Origin of the sequence: Trinickia fusca, assembly GCF_003628145.1 — a bacterium.
GTDB lineage: Bacteria > Pseudomonadota > Gammaproteobacteria > Burkholderiales > Burkholderiaceae > Trinickia > Trinickia fusca.
In genome coordinates this window covers 362,888-382,360 of record NZ_RBZV01000003.1, presented here as the reverse complement: position 1 = coordinate 382,360, position 19,473 = coordinate 362,888, and the positions used below count along the sequence as shown (strand labels likewise).

The following is a 19,473-nucleotide window of genomic DNA, read 5'->3' as shown; positions in this document are numbered from 1 at the left end:
TGATGGCGATGATGAACTTCGTAACGATGACACAGCAGCTTCACGAATCGCTGCGCGCGGCCGTGGGTGATCGACTGACGAGCTGCGTTCCACTCAAGGAACTGATCCCGATACCGCTGGTGGTCTTTCCGGAAGAAGAATTCGCCAAGCTCGCAGGCGCTCTGCACCTTGTGCTGAGCGCTCAGCAGAAGATCCTGCGAGCTCTGCGCGCCACTTCTTCGCAAGAAGCGCTCCTGGAGCGATTCTGCGTTCCGCGTACGGTGTGGCGCTGGGTGGACTGGGACGTACTGGACGCCGGCGAGTACGTGATCGGCCGCGTGGACATCGTGCCGATGCCGTCGGGGGGATACAAGTTCTGCGAGCTCAATATCGGCCCGGCGATCGAGGGGCCGCAAATGCATGGCCACTGCGAATCGTTCCTTCGCACGCTCGGTCTTTCGACCCGCACGTTCAGCGGTGGTGGGTCACCGTACCTCGACCTCGGACGGATAGTTCGCGATCGCTGTCGTAGAGAGGAGCGCGACCGGGTCGTGATCCTCGATCTGGATTCGTACCATACCGATGGACCGCTCGTTTATGACGAGCTCAAACGGTATTTCGACGCTCAGTGCACCGAGTGTGAAGTGCACCTCATCAAGGTCAGCGAATACCGCGAAGAATGGCTGCGCAAAGACGAAGGCAAGAGGACACTCGTCTATCGCCTCTTTCTGGAAGACGAGATGCACGGGCAAGCCGAGTGGGACTTGCTCGGAAAGATCATCGACTCCGGGGCCGCGCTGCTGAACACATACGAGAACTACATTCTGAGCAGCAAGTCCTGGTTTCATCTCTTGCACGACGTCACTTACCGCCCCCTCTTGAGCAAAGAGGAAGTGCTCGCCATCGAGACGTTCGTGCCCGTGACGCACGAAATCAACGCCGGGAACATGGACGCGCTCCTCGTCGACAAGGATCGATTGGTCTTCAAGATGTCGAACTCGACGGAGGGCAAAGGGGTACTGATCGGGAGCGAGCACTCGGCGGCCACCCTGCAAAGCGCCCTGGAAGACCGGCTCCACGAGTGGACCGCCCAAGAGTTCGTGCAGGCGATCGCGCCCGAGTTCCCCCAGACGCATTGGTCGCGCGTGGTGGCGCAGAACGCGGTCCTTGGCCTTTATCACGTCGATGGACATTGCTCGGGCCTCCTCTATCGGTGCAACGCGAACAAACGAGTCGTCAATTTGGCGTCGGGTGGAAAGGTATCGTGGGCCCTGAGGGTCACTGACGAGGAGTACCGCGCGCTCCTCCGTCAGGTCGCGGCCCTCGCGCGGGCCGCATAGCTCACGGAGCCGCTCGTGCTTGCCGCGATCAAGAAAGAGTATCGGAGCCTCCCGGTGACCTACTGGACGTTGTGGCTCGGCACGCTGGTCAACAAGGCCGGCGGCTTCGTCATACCGTTCCTCGCGCTCTACATCACGGCGCAGGGCGGCAGCGAGGCGGACGCCGGGCTCGTGATGGCCCTTTATGGCGCAGGGGCGATCCTCGCCGGCGTGACCGGCGGAGTGCTCGCCGATCGGGTGGGGCGACGGGCGACGATCCTGTTCTCGGTCTTCGGCGGCGCCGTGTCCATGTTGGCCATTGGCTTCTCCCGCTCTCTGCCGGCCATCGGCGCCACGACCTTTCTCATGGGGTGGGCGGCGGAGATGTACCGTCCCGCGGTCTCCGCGGCCACCGCCGACCTCGTGCCGGCCGCGGATCGCACGCGCGCGTATGGCCATCTCTATTGGGCGAACAACCTCGGCTTCGCCATCGCGCCGACACTCGGCGGGATCCTCGCTTTGGCGAGCTATACGTCGCTCTTTATCGGCGACGCCGTGACGATGGTTGCCTTCGGAGCGCTCGTGCTCGCACGCGTACCTGAGACGCGCCCCGAAGCCGCGCCGCCCGAGGGAGAGGAGAAGCGGAACGAGGCCGCTGGTCGAGCGGGCGCGGGGCTCGGGGCGGCGCTCGCGGATTTGCCGTTCCTTGGCTTCGTTCTCCTCATGCTCGGCTTGATGCTGGTCATGTGGCAGGACCGAACGTCGCTCCCGCTCGACATGCGGCGGCACGGAATCGGCGAGGCGACGTACGGGTGGATCGTGTCCATCAACGGCGTCCTCGTCGTGTTGTTCCAGCCTCGCATCACGCGAGCGCTGTTGGCGTACCCGCGCGCCGGGGTGCTGGCTTGTGCGTCGTTCCTCTTCGGCCTCGGCTATGGCCTCTATGGCGTCGTGGGCAGTGTCCCCGGGTACGTCCTGGCGGTCGTCGTCACGACGGTCGGCGAGATGGCCGCGGTGCCCACAGCCTCGGCGGTGGTGGCGGACCTGGCACCGGCGGCTCAGCGCGGCCGGTACCAGGGCGTCTACTCCATGAGCTTCGGCGTGGCTTCATGCCTCGGCCCGCTCCTGGGCGTGGCCGTGCTGCACCACGCAGGCGGGCGGGCGCTGTGGCTCGGCTGCTTCGCGGTGATGCTGCTCGTTACCGTCGGGCAACTCGCGCTTGGGCCCGCGCTTACGGCCCGCGAGACGGCCGCTCGCGCCCCGGCCCGCGCATAACTTCTCATTGACACAACGAATCAATCATCACCATGAGGTAATCGAGAATGAAAGAACATCCCTTGACCGCATTGATCGCCGCCCACCTGCTCGGCGGAACCACGGGCCTTGATCTGTCCCACTCCATGACGGACCAGGAAATCGGCAGCAAGGTCAGCGTGGGGGTGCGAATCGCCAAAGAGATTCGGATCCAGGTGGCGGAACAGATTGCGGAGTCCGAGTGCCTGATCGTCGCGCACCTGCTCGGTGGCACCAACGGGCTCAATCTGTCGCCGACCATGACCGACCAGGAAATCGAGAGCATGGTCAGCGTGGCGGTACGAGTCCTCAAGGAGATGGATAAACAGGCCAAGCAGGCAGAGAGGATCGAGCCATGAAAGACTCGTTGATCATCTCGCATCTCGTGGGTGGAGCGAGCGGGCACAACCTGACCTTGAGCATGACGGATCAGGAGATCCAGGCCACGGTCGGCTCCGCCATGCGAATCACCCAGGAGATAAAGCGGCAGATACCGGACAACGCGGATCGCTTGATGGCCGCGCATCTCCTTGGTGGAACCAGCGGTGTCGATCTCTCGAACGTCATGACGGACCAGGAAGTCGAGAAGAGGGTCCACGTGATCGCACGAGCGCTCAAGGAGATGGAGAAGCAAGTCGTATGAGCATGAGCTCCAATCCCCTGCGCTTCGATATACAGCTCTTGCGTGGTCTGGCGATCTTGCTGGTTGTCGCGTACCACACCGGAATCGGCGTGGGGGCCGGTTACCTGGGCGTCGATATTTTCTTCGTTGTCTCGGGCTACCTCATCACGCGGATGGTCTCGCGGGAGTTGGACGCCGGCACGTTTCGCTTTCGTGACTTCTACACGCGCCGCGCCAAGCGTTTGCTGCCGGCCGCGTACGTCACATTGGCGCTTACGACGTTGGCGGCCATCTGGCTGCTGACGAGCCGGGAGTTCATCGACTTCGGCAAGACGCTCGAGGGCGCCGTGACCTTCACGGGCAACATCGCGTTGCTCGGGCAGACCGGCTACTTCGACGGCTCCCCGGAGACCAAGCCGCTCTTGCATACGTGGTCGCTGGCGATCGAGGAGCAGTATTACCTCGCCTTGCCGCTGCTCCTCTGGCTCTTGCCCAAACGCGCGCGCGTTCCAGGGATGGGCGTGCTCATGATCGCGAGCATCGGCCTTTGTTTCCTCTTGCGCGGCAGTCAGCCGAACGATGTCTTTTATCGCGTCGAGTTCCGCGCCTGGGAGCTCGGCATAGGCTCGCTTGCCGCGTTCGCTCCGGAGGGCGGCCGCGCCGTCCGCCGGCTGTTCTGGCCAGCGCTGGCCGTGGTCATCGTGCTGCCATGCCTGCCCATGTTTCGCCCGCATCCGGGCGCGCACGCGCTGGTCTTGGACCTGGCGACAGCCGTCGTTCTGGTGCGGAATCACTCTTGCTTCGCCACGCGCTCGAGCCAGCGCTGGCTGCGTCCCCTCGCCTGGTTAGGTGACGTTTCTTATTCTTGGTATCTATTGCATTGGCCGCCCATCGCGTTCCTCCATGCCGTGTACTTGGGTAACCCCCCCGGCTTGGTGAAGGTGGTCTCGGCGTTGGGCACGTTGCTCGCTGCGGCGCTCATGTACCGATTCGTCGAACAGCCGGCGCGGCACCACCCGTTCCGCTTCACGCTGCCGCGATTCGCGGCCGCCTTCGCGGTATCGGGGCTGTTGTTCGCGGCGCCGTACGCGTGGAGCACGTCGGCACACCTCGAACAGCGGGCGCTGGCGCGCGCTGACAACGTGGGATTCGACGAGCGGTGTGATTTCGACGGCATCTATAGTTCTTTGCCAGAGTGTGAGAACGCCAAGAATCCAAAGGTGCTCGTGTGGGGCGATTCGCTGGGGATGCACCTGGTGAGCGCGCTCGCCAAGGTCTCGCCGGACGGGATCCGCCAGGCCACGAAGACGAGCTGTGGGCCGCTCCTCGGTCGCGCGCCCGTCAACGACAAACGCTTGACCCAGGCTTGGGCTACCGATTGCCTACGGTTCAATCAGGATGTGCTCACCCAACTCGAGCAGAGTCCCAGTATCGGGACCGTGGTGCTCGCGAGTTCGTTCCAACGGTATGCCAATCCGAGCTTCGGCGAAGTGCTGATGACGACCGACCACGGCGATGTCGTGACCAAGCCCTCCGTCGAGCTTGCAGAGGACGGCCTCCGAAAGACGGTCACGGCCATTACCCGACTTGGCAAGCGGGTCGTCATCGTGGCGCCGCCGCCCTCCGCCACCTTCGACGTGGGAGCTTGTCTCGAACGACGCTTTTATGGGAAGCCCACCCTGGGACCACACGCGAGCTGTCAAATCGCCGACCTCGAGCGACTCGATGACCAACGCAACGTCCTGGCCTTGATGGCGGAGGTCGCACGCTGGCCCGGGGTGAAGCTTGTCGATCTCGCCGGTCCGCTCTGCGAGGCGGGGGTATGTCGAACCGTGCAAGGGGGCGTGCCTTTGTATATCGACGAGCAGCACCTCACAGTCGAAGGCAGCACGCTACTGGCCAACGCGCACGATTGGGGAGGTTGGACGCGCCGTGATGCGAGCCCCTCGGGAACTTCGCAACAAGAGGCGGGCCGTTGAGGATCGGCATCGCATGACGCGGGCTTACCGGGTTCAACGGCACTGCGAAGGACCTTTATGCCGTCATCGAAAGTAAACAGATCCTTCCGCACTCGACGCCTTCGGCGCGCGGATGTGTATAAGCGGATGCCCTATCGTCCCTGCTCCAGCTGCTGATAGCGCACCGTGCCCTGGCGTTCGAGCATCCAGCCCGGATATTCGGGCGGCAATGCGCTGGCGGCGTCGAGCTTGGCCAATTCGTCGCCGCCGAGGCGGATCGCCGTCGCGGCGAGATTGTCCTGCAACTGGTCCACGCGCTTGGCGCCGACGATCACGCTCGTGACGACTTCACGATGCAGCAGCCAGGCCAGCGCGATCTGCGCGACGGAGACGTTGTGCGCGTTAGCGATTTCGCGCATCGCATCGATGGCGTCGTAGGCGCGTTCGACGTTGACGGGCGGGAAGTCGAACGTGGTGCGGCGGCTGCCGGCTTCGCCTTGCTGGTCGCGGCCGTACTTGCCGCTCAAGAGTCCGCCCGCAAGCGGGCTCCACACCATGAGGCCGACGCCTTCACTGCGCAGCAGCGGCGCGATTTCGCGTTCGAGGTCGCGGCCCGCGATCGTGTAGTACGCCTGCAGCGACTCGAAGCGTGCGAGGCCGAGCCGCTCGGAGATGCCGAGCGCTTTCATGATCTGCCAGGCCGCCCAGTTCGAGACGCCGATATAGCGCACGAGCCCTTGCTGCACGAGCGAGTCGAGTGCGCGTAGCGTCTCCTCGATAGGCGTGGCGGGATCGAAGCCGTGTACCTGATACAGATCGATGTGATCGAGTTGCAGGCGATTGAGGCTCGCCTTGACGCCTTCAAGAATGTGAAAGCGCGACAGGCCACGTGAGTTCACGTGCTTCGTGCCGGTTTCGCCGAACACTTTGGTGGCGACGACGACATTCTCGCGCGGCACCTTGAGGTTCTTCAGGGCCTGGCCCGTAATGATTTCCGAGCGGCCTTCGGAGTAGACATCGGCTGTGTCGATGAAATTGACGCCGGCGTCGAGCGCCGTGCCGACGAGCCGTTCGGCGTCGGCCTGCTGGACCTTGCCGATCTGGCTCCACATGTCGCCTTCGCCGCCGAAGGTCATCGTGCCGAGGCACAGTTCGGAAACGAAGAGGCCGGTACCGCCGAATTTCCTGTAACGCATGTCGTTTGCTCCGTGGCAGAGAGAGTCGCAATCGATCGCACGTGGTGTTGGGCGGCGCTCAAGCTCGCCATGCAATCGAACGCAGCGGAAATTATCGATGGGCGATCGGGGCGGCGGATGCTCGATTCTCTTGGAGTCGTGCCTATTTCTCTGTCGATAGGGGCGGAACGACCACCGTGAGGGCCGGCGTCGGTCATACGCGTCATGCAATAGAATGAGCCGTGTTGCATAAACCTCTCCAGAACCGACGCCCGCGATGAACGCCCTGGAACACCAACTCGAGTACCCGTTCGGCGATACGCTCGTCGAGCCCGGCCGCACGCGCGAAGTTGCGCCAGGCGTTTTCTGGCTGCGCATGCCGCTGCCGTTCGCACTCGATCACATCAATCTGTGGCTGCTACGCGATCGCATCGATGGGGTAGAGGGGTGGACCGTCGTCGATTGCGGCATCGCCGACGACACGATCAAGGCCCATTGGGAGCAGATCTTCGACACGCAGCTTGACGGCTTGCCGGTGTTGCGCACGATCGTCACGCATTGCCACCCCGATCACCTCGGCCTCGCCGACTGGATCTGCAAGGGCGGCGAGCATTCGCGCTGGAACGTACGACTGTGGATGACGCTTGGCGAGTATATGCTGGGCCGCGTGATGGCGGCCGGCGATGGCTCGAACGCGGGCGGCGAGGGCGCCGCGCGTCACTTCGCGCGACACGGCCTCACCGACCCCGATGCGCTGGAGACGCTGCGCAACCGCCGCGGCTATTACCCGAAGCTCGTGCCCTCGATGCCTGGGCAGTACCGCCGCCTGCGTGAAGGTGACACGCTGACGATCGGCGACGACACGTGGCGCATCGTGACTGGCTTTGGTCATTCGCCCGAGCACTGCGCGCTATTCAGCGAGCGCGCAGGCGTATTGATTTCGGGCGACATGGTGCTGCCGCGCATCTCGACGAACGTCTCCGTCTTCGACATCGAGCCCGAGAGCAATCCGCTTGCGCTGTATCTCGAGTCGCTCGCACGCTACGAGCCGATGCCGGCCGACACGCTCGTGCTGCCCTCGCACGGCAAGCCGTTTCGCGGCCTGCACACGCGCATCGCGCAGCTGCGCACGCATCACGACGCGCGGCTCGCGGAAGTGCGCGAGGCTTGCGCTCAACAGCCGATGAGTGCGGCCGACATCGTGCCATTGATGTTCAAGCGCGCACTCGACATTCACCAGATGACGTTCGCGATGGGCGAAGCGCTCGCGCACTTGCATCTGCTATGGCTCGCGGGCGAACTCGAGCGTAGCGAGGACCCGCACGGCGTCATGCGCTTCACCCTTGTGAGCGGCAGCGGCTCGGCCGTCTGACGAGGCGATATCGTCTGCAGTACGGACTAACTCGCTCCCGCGCCACGCTTGTTCGCGGCATCCGCCCGAACGGCTTCGAGTGCACGTTCCGCGTCGAGCGTGCCCGCGCCGCACACTGTCCCGTCGGCGTTCGGTGCGCACGTCGAACCTTCGGCATATGGGCGCGTCGAGGCGAGCAGCGTGGTACGCAGCTGCTCGGGCGTCAGCGTTGGATCGACCGCCAGCATCAGGCTCGCGACGCCGGCCACGTGCGGCGCCGCCATGCTCGTGCCGTTGTACCTCTCATAGCCGTCTCGCGTGGGCACGGTCGCGCCTTCGTCGACCGTCGACAGAATGTCGACGCCGGGTGCGCCGATGTCGGCACGCGCACCGTAGTTGCTGAACCAGGCCCTGTTGCCGTTCATATCGACGGCCGAGACCGCAATGACGCCGGCACAATTGGCCGGCTGACCGACCTCGCGGTTGCTGTTGCCCGCCGAGGCAACGACGATGGCGCCCCGCGCAATCGCATCGTCGATAGCGGATTGCTTGGTTCGGTCGCATGAGCCCTGTGATCCGAGGCTCATGTTGATGACGCGGGCCGGGTGCTGATTGACCGGCGCGCCGGGAACGGCGAGCCCCGCCGCCCAGCGGATGGCGTCGGCGATGTCGCTGGATTGTCCGCCGCATTTGCCGAGTACGCGAACCGGCAACAACTTCCCGTGCCAGTTGACGCCCGCTCCGCCGCGGCCGTTGCTGGCCAGCGCGCCGATCGTGCCCATCACATGCGTGCCGTGCCACGAGCTGGCGCGGAACTGAGAAGACCCATAGCAGGCTAGCGTCTCGGCCTCGGTTGTCCAATCTCCGGGATCGGCGGCGTCGGCATCGCGCCCATCGCCGTCGTTCGCTCGCTCGCGATCGGATATGAAGTCGTAGCCGGGCAGCACATTGGCGGCCAGATCGACATGGGGGCGATAGCCGGTGTCGATGACCGCCGTCACGATGTTCGTCGAGCCTGTCGTGATATCCCATGCGGCGGGGAGCCGCGCGCCTCCGGGCGGCCAATTACCACGCGGCCCCCCACCTTGTAGACCCCATTGCACCCCGTAGCGCGGATCGGTGGGCTCGATCTGCCGCTCGACGCGATAGTCCGGTTCCGCGTATTCGACCTCGGGCTGCGCTTGAATGCGCCCGGCCAGCGCCCGTGCCTCGTCGGCCGTCAGCGGCTTGGCGAGCCCGACCACGTGCGCATCGCCCGACATCGCGCGCGTAAAGCGCGTGACCTGGGCAGCGCGCCGCACGCGCGGCCGCGCATCGGCTTCGACCCGTGACGAGGGTTGCCAAGCCTGCGCGACGATGTGTTCGAGCAGGGCTTCGGCGGTTTGCCCGGCCAAGCGATCCGGCGCCGACGCCGACGCCGATGCTGTTGCTGTTGCTGTTGCTACGCGGGTCATGTGAGGCTCGCGCAGCTTGACGATGAGTTGCTCGACCTTCTCATCCTGCTCCTCGGCTTCGATGGCGCGAGCCGTTTCAGCGGCAGGCAGCAACGACATGAGAACGGCAGCGAAACGAGCCACGGTGGCAACGCGTCCGACATCTTTCATGAGTTCTCCTATGTGCTTGTTTGAAAGCTCTTGGAAAGCTTCGGCACCCTATCTCATAAATAACGATCACCCAACTAGCAATAGTGTTTGCTGGTTTTTCCCTATCTCGTTTATGCCGACTCAATTCGCATCGCGCGCGGCCGTAAAACAGTGGCAGGGAGGCCGGCCGTGACGGCCCGTTTGCACCTTCATTCATCAGAGGAAAATCATGAATATCCGGCGCAAGCTGCAACTGTTCTCGTTGATCACGGTCGTGTCGATGACGGCCGGGCTGCTCGTCAGCGTCATCGGCTTGAACGGTGCGATGAAGGCCGAGGACGTGTCGCATCGCAGAGAGACAGAGCTGCAAGGCATCACCGAGATCAAGGCGAGCGCGCTGTCGACGATCCAGCTCGATCCGACCTCCGACGACACCAAGAAAATCTTTGCCGACGCCGAGCACAACATCGATAAGTGGTCGTCGACGATCGGGCCGATGTTCGAGTCGCAGCAGCACTCCGAGGGCTTTCACGCGTTGATCGCAAAGTGGGCCGAATACGATCGCAAGTCGCATCAGCTGTTCGATCTCGCGACGCACGACGCCAAGGCCGCGAATGACCAGACGACCGCGCTCTATCATTCCGACTTCCAGCCGTTTCAGGCCGACCTCGAGAGAATGGCCGGCGAGCTCAACACGCTTGCGACCGAGCAGAGCGATCACGCTCACCACGTCGTCGATACGCTGTTCGTGACCGAGTTGTCGGTGATGATGGCGGGCATGGCGATCGTGTGCGCGATGATCTTCCTGCTCGCGCGCTCGCTGAACGCCGGCATCGCGTCGCTGCAGGCAGCCATCGGTCGCATCAGCGAATCGCGTGACTTCACGCTGCGCGCGCCGGTGCGGCAGGACGACGAGATCGGGCAGACCGCGACGGCGTTCAACAGCCTCATCGAACGGGTGGCTGGCGCGCTGCGCGAGGTATGGACCGCATCCGAGTCCGCCAGCTCGGCCACGCGCGAGATCGCGATGGGCAACGCTGATCTGTCGGCCCGCACCGAAGCGCAGGCGGCCTCGCTCGAAGAAAGCGCCGCGAGCATGGAAGAGCTGACGGCCACGGTTGCGCAGAATGCCGAGAACGCCAGTGCGGCCAGTGCGCTCGCGGGCAATGCGTCGACCGTCGCGCAAACGGCGCATGGCGTCGTCGAGTCGATGGTCGCGACGATGAACGAGATCAGCCGCCACTCGGCGCGCATCGGCGAGATCACGGCGCTCATCGAAGGCATCGCGTTCCAGACCAACATCCTTGCGCTCAACGCGGCGGTCGAAGCGGCGCGTGCTGGCGATCAAGGACGCGGCTTCGCCGTCGTCGCAGGCGAGGTGCGCAGCCTCGCGCAGCGCGCTTCGAGCGCTGCCAAGGAGATCAAGGAGCTCATCGAGGCGTCGGGCGCGACCGTCTCGATCGGCGAGGCGCAGGCCGAGCAGGTGCGCAGCACGATGGCGCAGCTTCAGGATGGCGCCGGCAAGGTCGCCGACGTCATCGACGAAATCTCGGCCGCTTCCGGTGAGCAAAGCCGCGGCATCACGCAGGTGAATCAGGCCGTCAGTCACATGGACGAAGTCACGCAGCAGAACGCAGCGCTCGTCGAGCAGCTGTCGGCGGCTTCCCAGTCGATGGCTTCGCAGATGCAGACGCTGCGCGATGCCGTGGCCTCGTTCAAGGTCGACGAGGGCGGCCGCGGCGCGTCGTCGGCTGGGCGCGAGCCCTCTTTGGCACGTGGCTACGCGGGTGGCGCAGCGAGGCACGCAAGCGAGGAAGGGCAATGGGTTGCGGCATGAGTGCGGCGCGCGTGGCGTGCGCGAAGTGATACCCGACGCGCGACACTATCCGATGAACGAGACGCCGATCGCTTTGGCCACGAGCATCGAGCGGTTCCTGGCGAACGTGTCGGACGACTAGCCGTCCGACATGCCTGCGTCCCGCATTTGCTGCGCACGCGCGAGCAGCAGCTCGCGTTCGCGCACGTTTTGCGTCATCGTCGCCGCGCGCTCGAATTCGACGCGCGCTTCGTCGCATCGCCCGAGCTTGGCGAGCAGATCGGCGCGCACGCTGGGCAGCCAGTGATAGCGTGCCAGCGCGGGATCGGCCGTCAACGCCTCGACGATCGCAAAGCCCGCTTCGGGACCGAATGCCATGCCGACGGCTACGGCGCGGTTCAGTTCGACGACCGGCGAGGGGCTGACCTGCGCAAGTGCGTCGTATAGCGCGACGATGTGTGTCCAGTCGGTGTCCTCTGCCGTGCGGGCGCGCGCATGACAAGCCGCGAGCGCCGCCTGCAAGGCATACGGGCCCAGCGTGCCGCCGAGCGCCTCGGCACGCGCGAGCGCAGCCAGGCCCCGCCGGATCAGCAGCTGATCCCAGCGCGAGCGGTCCTGATCGGCGAGCAGCACGGGGCGTCCCTTCGCATCGGTGCGCGCATGCAGACGCGACGCCTGCAGCTCCATCAACGCCACGAGGCCGTGCACTTCGCTGTCTTCGCGCGCCAGCTCGGCCAGGATACGGCCCACGCGCAGCGCTTCGTCGCACAGCTGAGGGCGCATCCAGTCGTCGCCCGCCGTTGCCGCGTAGCCTTCGTTGAAGATCAGGTAGATGACTTCGAGCACCGATGCCATGCGGGTCGCACGAGCCTGAGGCGGCGGCACCTCGAACGGCACATTGGCCGCGCTCAGCGTGCGTTTGGCGCGCACGATCCGTTGTGCGATCGTCGTCTCCGAGACGAGGAACGCGCGCGCGATCTCGTGCGTCGTGAGCCCGCCGATCAGGCGCAGCGTCAGTGTCACGCGCGCGTCCGTCGACAGTACCGGGTGGCAGGCGGTGAACACGAGGCGCAGCAGATCGTCGCCGATGTCGTCAGCGCGTGCCGCATCGAGCGTATCGACGAAGTCGGGCACCACGTGCGATTCGAGCGCATCGAGATCGTGGCCGAGCGCTTCATGCTTGCGCGCGTGCAAGGCATCCTGGCGCAGCTTGTCGAGCGCGCGGTGTTTGGCCGTGGTCATGAGCCAGGCGCCCGGGTTGTCGGGCACACCCGTTTCGGGCCAGCGTTCGAGCGCCGTGACGAAGGCATCCTGGGCGAGCTCTTCGGCGAGCCCGACGTCGCGCACGAGACGCGCGACATGGGCGATCACCTTCGCCGATTCGATGCGCCATACCGCTTCGATGGCTCGATGTGTCGCAGCGGCTGCGGCCTGGTTCGTCACGATGCCCTCGCGCTTACGACGCGTTCGGCGCGCTGGTCTGTCCCGCTGCGCCCGGATGCGAAGCGCCGCCTTCGGCAAGCGCCTTCAGGTTGGCGAGCCCTGCCGCGAAATCGTTGCCGACCATGCTGTCCATGCTGATGAACACCTGCATCACTTTCGAGAAATACGGCGTCGGCCCATGCATGGCCCACGTCACGTCGGTGCCGCCCGCGTTTGGCGTCAGCGTGAAGTCGGCCATGTTGTGCGCTTCGAACGGCTTGATGAAGTCGAGCTTCAGCGTCACGTTCGAGGACGGCGTCACGGAGACGATTTCCATCCGTCCGGAGCCGACCTTCGCGCTTTCCCAGGCATAGCTCGCGCCTGCGCCGCTATCGTGGGCGCTGTAATGGCCTTGGATCGCCGGGTCTTTCTTCTCGAACGGGTTCCACGTGTTGAAGTTGCGCAGATTCGAGATCAAGGCGAAGACGCGTTCGGGGGGCGCCTGAATGTGCACGGTACGTTGAACGCGGAAGGTGTCGGGCTTCGTGGCAGCGTAGATCAGCACGAAGCCGACGACGACGATGAGGGCGATGATTAGCGTCTTGAACATGACGGCCTCTCTAGAGGGTGGGGTGTTTGCCGCCGGACCGGTGCCCGATGAGCGCAGTCAATCGCGCTCGATCGGGACGGGCTCGGACGGCACAGGCGGTTGGGGCGTGTGCCAGCCGTGCTGGTGACTCAGCGCGGGTTGAGCCGCGACGTGTCGAGCTCGCGGATGCGATCGACGGCTTCGCTCGGCGTGAAATCGTCGAACTCATAGAGCTGGCGCACTTCGATTTCGCAGTCGGCCGTTTCGCCGAACGGTGCCGGAAAGCGCCGCGTCCACTCGAGCGCTTCCTCGCGCGAGCGCACCTGAATCAGCGTATAGCCCGCGATGAGCTCCTTGGTCTCGGCGAACGGTCCGTCGATCACGGTACGCTGGCCGTTCGCGTAGTGGATGCGCCAGCCCTTGGCGCTCGGATGCAAGCCGTTCGCGTCGAGCAGCACACCCGCTTTCGCGAGCTCCTCGTGGAAGGTCGCCATGGCGGCGACCAGTTCGTCTTCGGGCGGTGCGCCCGATTCGCTCATCGCCGTCGCCTTCACCATGATCATGAATCGCATTGCTTCGCTCCTTGGATAGTTGAGGAGGCCACCGATCGGCCTCTTGCTGATACGACGAACGAAGCGTCCCGCACTCGACATCGTCGTGCGGGGCGTTTTAACTGGGGAAAACCCTTATTCGAAGCAGGGCGCGAGCCGTCGCACTTCGACCGTGCACCACTGCGCGGCCGGGCATTCGGCGGCGATCGCGATGGCGTCCTCTTCCCTGTCGCAGTTGAGCAGGAAGAAGCCGCCGACCATTTCCTTGGCCTCGGCGAACGGGCCGTCGATGAGACGGCGTTCGCTGTTGCGTACCTCGACGCGCACGGCTTCGTCGGTCGAGGCCAGCGACTGCGCCGAGACGAGCAGGCCGCGCTGGGTCAGATCTTCAGCAAAACGAACCATCGAATCGTAGGCTTCGCGTCCCGCTTCCGGCGAGCGCTGGCTGCGTTGATCGGTGGGCTCGACGATGAGCAGCAAGTAGGACATGACGGGGCTCCGATGAGCGGCAGCGCACTTTTTCGAGACGTGCGTTGCACAATCGTCTAAGGATAGCAGGTGCCGTATGCGTGCCAGCACGAGTGCTACAGCGCCCGGCCCTCCATGCCGCCGTTTAGTCTGGTCGTGAGCGCTTCCCAAGTGGCTATTTTGCCGCCGACGCGATCGAATGCCGGCGCCTGTGCGACTTGCATCAACGCGGCGGCGTTTGCGCGTCGGCCTGTCGCAGTGCCGCCAGGTTACCGACGAACTGATTGACGATGTCTTGCGCCAGCGTGTCGACAGCCGCGTTCGCCTCGGTTCGCTTGAAGACGAACTTGGCCGCGACGATGTAGGGGTTCCAACTCGCCACGGTGCCTTGTCCATGTATCGCGTCCTCGGCGCCGAGCGCCGCGAACGGCGTGTCGGGCCGACGTGCGAGATCCGTGACGGTGACCGTGACTTCGGTATTGGCTGCTGCGCCGGCGCTCGAGGCGTCGTCGGCTGTCAGGCGCGACAGCAACCCGCCTTGCAGGTCGCGCGAATAGAAGACGCCATCGATGAGCCAGCCTTGTGGCGGCAGCGGCTCGCCCGGTGCAAGGTAACGGGCGGCTACGCCCGTGCTGCCCAGCCTGTGCACGATGGCCTGCGCGAGCATCGCGGCATTGCGGTCGGCCGAGCGCGCATGCGTGGCTTCGCGCAGGCGCGCGAGCGGGCCCCTTCTGTGGGCACCGGCCTGAACGGCCTCGAAGTCCGTCACGTAGACGGCTTGCGGCATCGCGACGGTGGCCGCGGCCGTCGGCTGGTTCGGCGTTTGCGCATGCGCTGCGCCGGCGACCCATGCCGATGCGCACACCATCGCTGCGCCCCACATCCGCGCGGCGAGCGCGCGCCATCCATATCCGTTCTTTCGCATGACAGGCCTGCTCCACAAGAAATGGGGAGCCCAGCTTACGGCGCCGGGGCGATGGACGTCAACGCGCCGGGCGAACCAGTCAGTCAAATCGCTACTGCACCGACACTGTCGCGAAGTTCAGTCGTCCGAACGGACTCACGCGATAGCCGCTCACGTTTGCGCGCGTGATGCTGGCCGCCGTCGGGTAGCCGAGCGGAATCCACAGCGCCTCGTCGTGGATGATCTTCTGCGCGGCCTCGTAAGCTTTCGCGCGCACCGCCTGATCGGCGCTCGCGCGTCCTTGCGCGATCAGCTTGTCGAGCTGCGCGTCGCAGTAGCGCGCGAAGTTGATGCCCGACTTCACGGCATTGCAGGTGAAGAGCGGCGAGAGATAGTTGTCGGGATCGCCGTTGTCGCCGGCCCAGCCCATGAACAGCAGATCATGCTGGCCAAGCTTGGCCTCCTTGATCAGCTCGCCCCACTCGATCACCTTGACCTCGGCCTTCACGCCGATCTTCGCGAGATCCGCTTGCAGCAGCTCGGCGCCGGCCTTCGGGTTCGGATTGAGCACGCTGCCGTTCGGGCGAACCCAGATCGTCGTCGCGAACCCGTTGGGCAAGCCGGCGTCGGCGAGCAGTTGCTTGGCCTTGGCCGGATCGTACGGATAGGCCGCGATCGACTTGTCGTAGCTCCACGTGTTGGGCGGATACGGATTCGCGGCCGGCGTGGCCGTGTTTTCGAACACGGTCTTCAGATACGTCGTGCGGTCGAATGCGAGATTGAGCGCCTGACGTACCTTGTCGTTATCGAGCGGCTTCTTCTGCGTGTTCAATGCGACGAACGCGGTCATGAACGCAGGCGTCTCGACCACCTTCAGTGATTTGTCGTTCTTGGCCTCGGCCACGTCGTGCGGCTTCGGCGATAGGGCGATGTCGCACTCTCCGGCCTTGACCTTTTGCGCGCGCACCGAGGCGTCTGGCGTAATCGCGTAGATGAGCCGGTCCACCTTCGGCTTCGGCCCCCAGTAGCCGGGGTTCACGTCGTAGCGGATGATCGCGTCCTTCGTGTAGCTGCGCAGCACGAACGGCCCGGTGCCGATCGGCTTCGCATTGAGGTCGGTTTGCTTGCCGGCCTTGATCAGTGCATCGGCGTATTCGGCCGAGTAGATCGACGCGAAGCCCATCGTGAGGATCGACGCGAACGTCGCATTCGGCTCGTTGAGCTCGAACTTGACGGTGTCGTCGTCGACTTTCGACACGCTCTTGACGAGCTTCACGAGCCCCATCGATTGCGCGTGCGGAAAACCGTTCGGCCCCGCGACCTTGTGCCAGGGGTTGCTGTCGTCGAGCATGCGGCTGAACGTGAAGACGACATCGTCGGCCGTGAGCGGACGCGTGGGCTTGAAGTAGTCCGTGCGCTGGAACTGCACGTTCGGCCGCAGATGGAAGGTATAGGTGAGCCCGTCGGCGCTGACGTCCCAGCGCTCGGCGAGTGCCGGCACGACCTTCCTGGCGGCCTCGTCGTAGGCGACGAGCGTGTTGAAGATGACGTCGGCCGACGCGTTCGTCGTGACCAGCGAGTTGTACTGCACGACATCGAAGCCGTCGGGGCTCGATTCGGTGCAGACCGTGAGCGGCTTGGCGAGCGAGAGCGCCGGCAGGAGGGCGAGCAGGACGGCGAGCGGTTGGACGCGCATAGGTTCTCCGAAAACGTGACGGTGACGCGAATGAGCCGGTTCGATCGCAGGTTGCCGGCTTCTCGTGCGGCGTGTGTGCCGCCTGGGCGTCGGGGCAGCTTATCGGAAGCGCGCGGCACCGACAACGATCCGTCCCGCATATTCATATGCCAGGAAACAGCGGTCGTGCGTCATGGCCCCGCAGCTGTGCAGGCGGAAACGCAAAAGCCTGTCCGGCCGACGATGTGCCGCTCGAGACCGAGCGCGAACAGCCGTTCGGTGATGCTCGGAACCAGCGAGACGATGCGCGCCCCAGGACCCGCGACCGCCTGTTCGACACCGGCGGCATCGACGCGGCGCGCGCCTATCAGGGGGCTCCGATCAGACTGTGGCGCGCGGCTTGCGCGGCGCCTTTTCGAACAGCATGTCGTAGAGCCAGCGCGGCAGCACATGCAGCAGCATGGCGACGATGCGCATCTGCCACGGGAAGACGGCAAAGCGCGTGCCGCGCGCGATCGCGTTGGCCGCCTTGGCGGCGAAGCGATCGGCGTCCATCAGGAACGGCATCGGGTAGGGATTGTGCGCCGTCATCGGCGTGCGGATGTAGCCGGGCGCGATCGTGACGACGGGTACGCCGTGCGGGCGCATCTCGACGCGCAGCGATTCGAGGTACGCGAAGGCCGCCGCTTTCGACGCGCTGTATGCCGCCGAGCCAGGCAGGCCGCGCACGCCCGCGACACTGGCGATGCCGACCAACGTGCCGCGTCGCGCGCTCGCCATGCGCGCCGCGAATGGCTCGAACGTGGCCGCCATCCCGAAGCAGTTGATGTCCATGACCTCGCGGAACACCTCGAGGTCGCCTTGGCCCGTGGCGACGCCCTTGCTGACGCCGGCATTGGCGATCACGACATCGGGCAGACCATGCGCGGCGATGAACTGCTCAGCCGCGTCGGCGAGTGCGCCGGCGTCGCGGACGTCGGCGGGATAGAGCGAGATCGTGGCGCCGGGAAGGCGCTGCGCGAATTCTGCGAGGCCCTCGGCGCGGCGGGCGACGAGGCCGAGAATGGCGCCGCGCTGCGCATATTCGGCAGCGAGCGCGAGACCGATGCCGCTCGAGGCGCCGGTGATGAAGACCTTCAGTGGCTGGCTCATACCGGCACCCCTGGGCTTACATCTTCTTGGCGCGCACTTGGGCGACGAGGTAGTCGAGCACCTGCAGCGTGCCCGGCAGGCTGTTCGTCGCGGCGGGGCCCGTTTCGTACTTGCCTTGCACGGCGAGCGTCGGCACGCCTTCGATCTGGTAGTCCTTCACCATCTGGTCGTCGCGCTTGATGGCGCTTTGCGTCGAGAACGAGTTGTACGCGTCGAGAAACTTCTTCTTGTCGACACCTTGCTTAGCGAGGAAATCGGCCTGCGCTTCGGGCGTGAGCAGATAGTCCTTATTGACGTGAATTTCGTTGAAGACGACCGGCGTCAGGTCGCCGGCGCGGCCCAGCGCGTCGAGCGCATGATAGAGCTTCGAATGCGGCACGAAGTCGTCACGGAACGCGACGGGCACGCGCTTGAACACGACGTCCGGCGCTTGCTTCTTGATCCACGCTTCGAGGAACGGGTCCAGCTCGTTGCAGTGCGGGCAGCCGTACCAGAAGAATTCGGTGACTTCGATCTTGCCTGCCGGCACGCTGATCGGCTGCGGGGTCTTCAGGACCGTGAAGTCCTTGCCGGACACCGGAGCGGCCGGCGAGGCGTGGACGACGCTCGCACACGCGAGGCTGAGGGAGAGCAGAAACGTACGGATCAGTTTGTTCATCATGTGGGTTCGTGCATACGTTGATCGGGTTGAACGCTGCGCACCGTGCGCGGGGCCGCTGTCTGAGACAGGCGCCGCACGCCAAGGTTTCGGCGCGCGGCGGGTGGCAGGCAGCGCGCCGGGTACGGCTCGGTTACTGCTTGGCGAAACGGATCACGGCCGTGTCGATGCCGGCATCCGAGAGACGCTGACGCGTCGTGTTCATATCCTCGAATTTCGAGAACGGCCCGATGCGCACGCGGAAGTACGTCACGCCGCCTGCGTCGCGCTGCGACACTTTGGACTCGAAACCCTGAAACGCGAGGCGTGCGCGCTGCTGCTCGGCGTCGGCCGCGGTCTTGTACGCGCCGACTTGCAAGAAGTAGCCCGTGTTCGCGTCGTTGGCCGGTGCTGCGGCCGAGGCCGCGTTGTTCGGATGCGCGGTGGCGTTGCCGGGTGCGGCCGGCGTGCCGCCGACCTGCGCATTGGCGGCCGGGGCCGGTTTCTTCTGCGGCGCCGGGGCCGGGTTGTTGTTGGCCTGCACTTGCGGTGCGGGCTGCGTTTGTGTTTGCGGCGCGGGGGCGACGCCGTTCGTGGCTGCGCCGTTGTTCGCCGACGGCACCTCGACGATCTGCGGCTCTTGCAGCATGCCCGGCGTCTGAGCCTGGCCGGTCGATTGACCGGGCGCGGTGTTGGGCGGCGTCTGCGCGGTTTGCGGCACGGGTTGGCCAGGCGTCTTGCCTTGCAGCGCGCGGTTCGGGTCGTATTGCTGCTGGATGGTGCCCGCGTCGGAGGCGGCCGGCGGCGCGACCTTGGCGACGAACGGCGTGGGCGCGCGTGTGATGTACAGCGCGACTACGACGGCGATCGCGAGGCCGACGATCAGCCCCAGCACGATGCCTAGGAAGGTCCCGCCGGTTTGCTTCGACTGCTTTGGCGTGTTGCGTGGCGAAGTGCGGCTCGGTTTTGCCATTGTCTG

18 protein-coding genes and 1 pseudogene are annotated in these 19,473 nt (G+C 65.1%); 7 read left to right on the top strand and 12 right to left on the bottom strand.

Translation table 11 applies throughout. The features are described 5' to 3' along the window. Positions 1 to 2: 2 nt before the first annotated feature. Genes D7S89_RS11040 through D7S89_RS11020 form a run of 5 tightly spaced genes read left to right on the top strand, consistent with a single transcriptional unit; the run spans position 3 to position 5,192 of the window. On the top strand, positions 3 to 1,319 hold the full coding sequence (locus D7S89_RS11040; RefSeq protein ID WP_121277690.1) for a hypothetical protein: 1,317 nt from the start codon (positions 3 to 5) through the stop codon (positions 1,317 to 1,319). Positions 1,320 to 1,334: 15 nt separating this feature from the next. Next, entirely contained in the window at positions 1,335 to 2,573 is a 1,239-nt protein-coding gene (locus D7S89_RS11035; RefSeq protein ID WP_121277689.1) for an MDR family MFS transporter, read from the top strand. A 47-nt stretch (positions 2,574 to 2,620) separates the two neighbouring features. Next, complete coding sequence (locus D7S89_RS11030) at positions 2,621 to 2,950, top strand: hypothetical protein (protein ID WP_121277688.1); 330 nt, start codon at positions 2,621 to 2,623, stop codon at positions 2,948 to 2,950. Then, a complete protein-coding gene (locus D7S89_RS11025) occupies positions 2,947 to 3,234 on the top strand; it encodes a hypothetical protein (protein ID WP_121277687.1) in 288 nt (95 codons plus the stop codon). The genes D7S89_RS11030 and D7S89_RS11025 overlap by 4 nt, the downstream gene beginning before the upstream one ends. Before the next feature lie 38 nt (positions 3,235 to 3,272). Continuing rightward, positions 3,273 to 5,192, top strand: coding sequence for an acyltransferase family protein (locus D7S89_RS11020; protein ID WP_220702137.1), 1,920 nt, complete (start codon positions 3,273 to 3,275; stop codon positions 5,190 to 5,192). Positions 5,193 to 5,323: 131 nt separating this feature from the next. Here D7S89_RS11020 and D7S89_RS11015 read toward each other — a convergent pair whose 3' ends face one another. Beyond that, positions 5,324 to 6,367, bottom strand: a complete 1,044-nt coding sequence (locus D7S89_RS11015) for an aldo/keto reductase (RefSeq protein WP_121277685.1) — start codon at positions 6,365 to 6,367, stop codon at positions 5,324 to 5,326. A 256-nt stretch (positions 6,368 to 6,623) separates the two neighbouring features. On the opposite strand from D7S89_RS11015, the gene D7S89_RS11010 reads away from it, so the two are divergent. Beyond that, positions 6,624 to 7,718 carry an MBL fold metallo-hydrolase gene (locus D7S89_RS11010; protein ID WP_121277684.1) on the top strand — a complete coding sequence of 365 codons (1,095 nt, stop codon included), beginning with the start codon at positions 6,624 to 6,626 and terminating at the stop codon, positions 7,716 to 7,718. Between the two features lie 26 nt (positions 7,719 to 7,744). Here D7S89_RS11010 and D7S89_RS11005 read toward each other — a convergent pair whose 3' ends face one another. Beyond that, positions 7,745 to 9,301 carry a S8 family peptidase gene (locus D7S89_RS11005; protein ID WP_121277683.1) on the bottom strand — a complete coding sequence of 519 codons (1,557 nt, stop codon included), beginning with the start codon at positions 9,299 to 9,301 and terminating at the stop codon, positions 7,745 to 7,747. 208 nt (positions 9,302 to 9,509) lie between these two features. Here D7S89_RS11005 and D7S89_RS11000 point away from each other — a divergent pair, with 208 nt between their 5' ends. Next, positions 9,510 to 11,117, top strand: coding sequence for a methyl-accepting chemotaxis protein (locus D7S89_RS11000; RefSeq protein WP_121277682.1), 1,608 nt, complete (start codon positions 9,510 to 9,512; stop codon positions 11,115 to 11,117). 117 nt (positions 11,118 to 11,234) lie between these two features. Here D7S89_RS11000 and D7S89_RS10990 read toward each other — a convergent pair whose 3' ends face one another. The 10 genes and pseudogenes from D7S89_RS10990 to D7S89_RS10945 all read right to left on the bottom strand — a co-directional run bounded on the left by D7S89_RS10990 (position 11,235) and on the right by D7S89_RS10945 (position 19,467). Next, positions 11,235 to 12,539, bottom strand: coding sequence for an RNA polymerase sigma factor (locus D7S89_RS10990; protein ID WP_121277930.1), 1,305 nt, complete (start codon positions 12,537 to 12,539; stop codon positions 11,235 to 11,237). Between the two features lie 13 nt (positions 12,540 to 12,552). Next, positions 12,553 to 13,128 (bottom strand): SRPBCC family protein, encoded by a 576-nt coding sequence (locus D7S89_RS10985; RefSeq protein ID WP_121277681.1) that lies wholly within the window; start codon positions 13,126 to 13,128, stop codon positions 12,553 to 12,555. Positions 13,129 to 13,256: 128 nt separating this feature from the next. Next, on the bottom strand, positions 13,257 to 13,679 hold the full coding sequence (locus D7S89_RS10980) for a YciI family protein (protein WP_121277680.1): 423 nt from the start codon (positions 13,677 to 13,679) through the stop codon (positions 13,257 to 13,259). A 114-nt stretch (positions 13,680 to 13,793) separates the two neighbouring features. Next, entirely contained in the window at positions 13,794 to 14,147 is a 354-nt protein-coding gene (locus D7S89_RS10975) for a YciI family protein (RefSeq protein ID WP_121277679.1), read from the bottom strand. Positions 14,148 to 14,349: 202 nt separating this feature from the next. After that, entirely contained in the window at positions 14,350 to 15,051 is a 702-nt protein-coding gene (locus tag D7S89_RS10970; protein ID WP_121277678.1) for a DUF4410 domain-containing protein, read from the bottom strand. Between the two features lie 91 nt (positions 15,052 to 15,142). Continuing rightward, a complete protein-coding gene (locus D7S89_RS10965; protein WP_121277677.1) occupies positions 15,143 to 16,726 on the bottom strand; it encodes an ABC transporter substrate-binding protein in 1,584 nt (527 codons plus the stop codon). Between the two features lie 197 nt (positions 16,727 to 16,923). After that, positions 16,924 to 17,073, bottom strand: a pseudogene (locus tag D7S89_RS27760) (cobalamin-binding protein); the annotation flags it as partial. Positions 17,074 to 17,086: 13 nt separating this feature from the next. Beyond that, complete coding sequence (locus D7S89_RS10955) at positions 17,087 to 17,857, bottom strand: SDR family oxidoreductase (RefSeq protein WP_121277676.1); 771 nt, start codon at positions 17,855 to 17,857, stop codon at positions 17,087 to 17,089. 16 nt (positions 17,858 to 17,873) lie between these two features. Then, the gene (locus D7S89_RS10950) at positions 17,874 to 18,515 is read right to left on the bottom strand and encodes a thiol:disulfide interchange protein DsbA/DsbL (protein ID WP_121277929.1); all 642 of its coding nucleotides are present in this window, start codon (positions 18,513 to 18,515) and stop codon (positions 17,874 to 17,876) included. Between the two features lie 133 nt (positions 18,516 to 18,648). Continuing rightward, positions 18,649 to 19,467, bottom strand: a complete 819-nt coding sequence (locus tag D7S89_RS10945) for an SPOR domain-containing protein (RefSeq protein WP_121277675.1) — start codon at positions 19,465 to 19,467, stop codon at positions 18,649 to 18,651. Positions 19,468 to 19,473 lie beyond the last annotated feature (6 nt).

What these genes read in the sequence shown, in the direction of transcription:
- D7S89_RS11040 (WP_121277690.1), top strand. Translation starts at nt 3, where the DNA reads ATGGCGATGATGAACTTCGTAACGATGACACAGCAGCTTCACGAATCG.
- D7S89_RS11030 (WP_121277688.1), top strand. Translation starts at nt 2,621, where the DNA reads ATGAAAGAACATCCCTTGACCGCATTGATCGCCGCCCACCTGCTCGGC.
- D7S89_RS11025 (WP_121277687.1), top strand. Translation starts at nt 2,947, where the DNA reads ATGAAAGACTCGTTGATCATCTCGCATCTCGTGGGTGGAGCGAGCGGG.
- D7S89_RS11015 (WP_121277685.1), bottom strand. Translation starts at nt 6,367, where the DNA reads ATGCGTTACAGGAAATTCGGCGGTACCGGCCTCTTCGTTTCCGAACTG.
- D7S89_RS11010 (WP_121277684.1), top strand. Translation starts at nt 6,624, where the DNA reads ATGAACGCCCTGGAACACCAACTCGAGTACCCGTTCGGCGATACGCTC.
- D7S89_RS11005 (WP_121277683.1), bottom strand. Translation starts at nt 9,301, where the DNA reads ATGAAAGATGTCGGACGCGTTGCCACCGTGGCTCGTTTCGCTGCCGTT.
- D7S89_RS11000 (WP_121277682.1), top strand. Translation starts at nt 9,510, where the DNA reads ATGAATATCCGGCGCAAGCTGCAACTGTTCTCGTTGATCACGGTCGTG.
- D7S89_RS10985 (WP_121277681.1), bottom strand. Translation starts at nt 13,128, where the DNA reads ATGTTCAAGACGCTAATCATCGCCCTCATCGTCGTCGTCGGCTTCGTG.
- D7S89_RS10980 (WP_121277680.1), bottom strand. Translation starts at nt 13,679, where the DNA reads ATGCGATTCATGATCATGGTGAAGGCGACGGCGATGAGCGAATCGGGC.
- D7S89_RS10975 (WP_121277679.1), bottom strand. Translation starts at nt 14,147, where the DNA reads ATGTCCTACTTGCTGCTCATCGTCGAGCCCACCGATCAACGCAGCCAG.
- D7S89_RS10970 (WP_121277678.1), bottom strand. Translation starts at nt 15,051, where the DNA reads ATGCGAAAGAACGGATATGGATGGCGCGCGCTCGCCGCGCGGATGTGG.
- D7S89_RS10965 (WP_121277677.1), bottom strand. Translation starts at nt 16,726, where the DNA reads ATGCGCGTCCAACCGCTCGCCGTCCTGCTCGCCCTCCTGCCGGCGCTC.
- D7S89_RS10955 (WP_121277676.1), bottom strand. Translation starts at nt 17,857, where the DNA reads ATGAGCCAGCCACTGAAGGTCTTCATCACCGGCGCCTCGAGCGGCATC.
- D7S89_RS10950 (WP_121277929.1), bottom strand. Translation starts at nt 18,515, where the DNA reads ATGAACAAACTGATCCGTACGTTTCTGCTCTCCCTCAGCCTCGCGTGT.
- D7S89_RS10945 (WP_121277675.1), bottom strand. Translation starts at nt 19,467, where the DNA reads ATGGCAAAACCGAGCCGCACTTCGCCACGCAACACGCCAAAGCAGTCG.